The sequence below is a fragment of the Hansschlegelia beijingensis genome, from assembly GCF_045505405.1.
Taxonomy (GTDB): Bacteria; Pseudomonadota; Alphaproteobacteria; order Rhizobiales; family Methylopilaceae; genus Methylopila; species Methylopila beijingensis_A.
Genome location: NZ_JBJKEX010000402.1, coordinates 1 through 2,584, shown reverse-complemented (window position 1 = coordinate 2,584; position 2,584 = coordinate 1). Strand labels below are relative to the sequence as shown.

At 70.9% G+C, this 2,584-nt stretch carries 3 protein-coding genes; 1 reads left to right on the top strand and 2 read right to left on the bottom strand.

Going from position 1 to position 2,584, the window contains the following annotated elements:
- Positions 1-59 precede the first annotated feature (59 nt).
- On the bottom strand, positions 60-920 hold the full coding sequence (gene dusA, locus ACIKT0_RS16720) for a tRNA dihydrouridine(20/20a) synthase DusA (protein ID WP_407106509.1): 861 nt from the start codon (positions 918-920) through the stop codon (positions 60-62).
- A 109-nt stretch (positions 921-1,029) separates the two neighbouring features.
- A complete protein-coding gene (locus ACIKT0_RS16715) occupies positions 1,030-1,839 on the bottom strand; it encodes a transglutaminase-like domain-containing protein (protein ID WP_407106508.1) in 810 nt (269 codons plus the stop codon).
- Positions 1,840-1,999: 160 nt separating this feature from the next.
- On the opposite strand from ACIKT0_RS16715, the gene ACIKT0_RS16710 reads away from it, so the two are divergent.
- A partial coding sequence (locus tag ACIKT0_RS16710) for a DUF6716 putative glycosyltransferase (protein ID WP_407106507.1) occupies positions 2,000-2,584 on the top strand: 585 nt, incomplete at its 3' end.

Here is a 2,584-nt window from a genome sequence, read left to right as displayed (position 1 = left end):
GGCGGCATGCCGTACAACACCGGGCTCATCATCGACGATGAGGGCGAGATCCGGCTGAACTACCGCAAGCTCCACCCCTGGGTGCCGGTCGAGCCGTGGCGCGTGAAATTCGACAACCGGCCGCCGCGCGCAAGATGCGCCTCGATCGCCGGGAACAGGCTCTCGACGGCCGCGCGCGCGTCGGCGTGCGGGGCGGCCTGACCGAACAGCAGCGGATCGACGGCGAGCAGCAGCTCCGGGTTCTGATAGGCCGCCCGGCCGAGCATCACCCCGTCGAGCGCCACGCCGTCGCGCGGCTCGAGCAGCGCCCTCGCCTGCTCGATCGAGCCGATCCCGCCATTGATCGAGACCGGCAGATCCGGGAAGCGCCGCTTGAGGCGGAAGACGCGGTCGTAATCGAGCGGCGGGACGTCCCGGTTCTCCTTCGGGCTCAACCCCTTCAGCCAGGCCTTGCGGGCGTGGACGATCAGCGCGTCGCAGCCGGCCGCCACCACGGCGTCGGCGAGCCGGTCGAGCGCCTCCTCCGGGTCCTGGTCGTCGATCCCGATGCGGCACTTCACCGTGACGGGGATCGAGACTGCGGCCTTCATGGCCGCGACGCCCTCGGCGACGCGGTCCGGCTCGGCCATCAGGCAGGCGCCGAAGCGGCCGTCCTGCACGCGGTCGGAGGGGCAGCCGACGTTGAGGTTGATCTCGTCATAGCCGAAGCCCTCGCAGATCCGCGCCGCCTCGGCGAGCTCCTCGGGCTCGGAGCCGCCGAGCTGCGCCGCGAGCGGCCGCTCCTCGGGCGAGAAGCCGAGCAGCCGCTCGCGCGGCCCGAACCGGACCGCGCCGGTCGTGACCATCTCGGTGTAGAGCAGCGCCTGGCCGGTCAGCGCGCGATGGAACAGCCGACAGGTCCGGTCGGTCCAGTCCATCATCGGCGCGACGGAGAAGCGGTGGGAGCGGAAGCGGGTCAAGGGCGTCTTGGATGGGAGGCCGGGAGGCGGGGTTATACGCGAGGCGCCGGCGCGCCGAAACCGGGGACCGCTATGCGGCCACCTCGTCGGTCCAGACCTTGAAGCTCTTGAGCACGCCGGGCCCGAAGGTGTTGGTGAGCGCGACGTCGGAGGCGTCGCGGCCGCGGCCCATCACGATGCGGCCGATGCGCCGCTGGTTGTGGCGCGCGTCGAACGTGTACCAGCGCCCGCCGAGATAGACCTCGAACCAGGCGCTGAAATCCATGGGCGCCGGGTCCTTCGGCACGCCGATGTCGCCGAGATAGCCGGTCGCGTAGCGGGCCGGGATGTTCATGCAGCGGCACAGCGTGACCGCCAGATGCGCGAAGTCGCGGCAGACGCCCTGCCGCTCCTCATGCGCCTCGTAGGCGGACTTGGTGGAGCGGGCGTGCTCGTAGCCGAAGGCGACGCGGTCGTGCACATAGTCGACGATCGCCTGCACGCGGCCCCACCCGCCCGGAACCTTCCCGAACAGCGACCATGCGGCGTCGCTCATCCGGTCGGTCTCGCAATAGCGGCTGCCGAGCAGGTAGAGCAGCGCGTCGTCCGGAAGATCCTGCACCGCCACTTGGGCTGCGTCCGGCGCGTAGAGATCGGGCTCGCCGCTATCGGCCACCAGGGCGTCGGTCTGCAGCGTGAAGTCGCCGGCCGGCGCCAGCATCCGGCTGCAGACATTGCCGAAATCGTCGACGTAGGTTGAGATCGGCGTGGGCGGCCAGGCGTTGATCCGGTCCGGGATGAGAAGATCCTTCTCACGGCTCGGATGGACGTTCAGCACCGCCAGCAACGGCGTCGGTTGCGGGAAGGTGTGGACGATCTCGAAGCCGATGCGAATTCTCATGGGGACCGCCGGGTGCGCGCGCCTCGCGGCGGAAAAGTGAATATAGAACATCGGGCCTCAGATTCGAGTGATCGCGGGCCTGAACGGGACCGCGCCGTCCCGTCCCGATCAGCCGGCTCTCCTCCGCCCGAATCGCCCCGTACGAGATCATCCGGCCCGCATGAGTGACCGCCGCGTCCTGTTCGCCTGCGACCTCGACAGCCAGGTCTTCGGCGCGCTGCCGCTTGCGCTCGCCTTCGAGGCGCGCGGCTGGCGGCCGACCTTCGCGATCGACGCCGGGCGGGGGCTGACCACATCGGCCGCCGAGCGGCTCGCGGGACGCTTCGAGATCATCGAGCGCTCGCTCGGGGCGCTCGCTCTCGACGAGGCCGCGCTCGGCAGCGACGCAGTCGGGGTCTACGCCACCGGCAGCCGCGTGCTGCTGTTCCGGCATGTCTGCGAGCTCGCGGCCCGCACGCTGGAGCGGCCGCGGCCGGCGCTGTTCTGCGGCTTCAACGGGCTGGTCCTCGGCCGCTTCGAGGAAGGCGTCGCGTGGCGGCTAGGCTACGACCAGATCTGCCTTAACGGGCCGCGCGACCGCGACGCCTTCGCGGCGTTTCTGGCCACCACGGATTTCTCCGCGCAGCCGGCGGTGATCACCGGGCTCCGCCGCCGCCCGGATTCGCCGCTGCGCGGCCTGAAGCCGCCGCCGGAGGCGGGACGCCGCAAGGTCTTCGTGTTCGCCGAGCAGGTCGCGGTTCCGGGC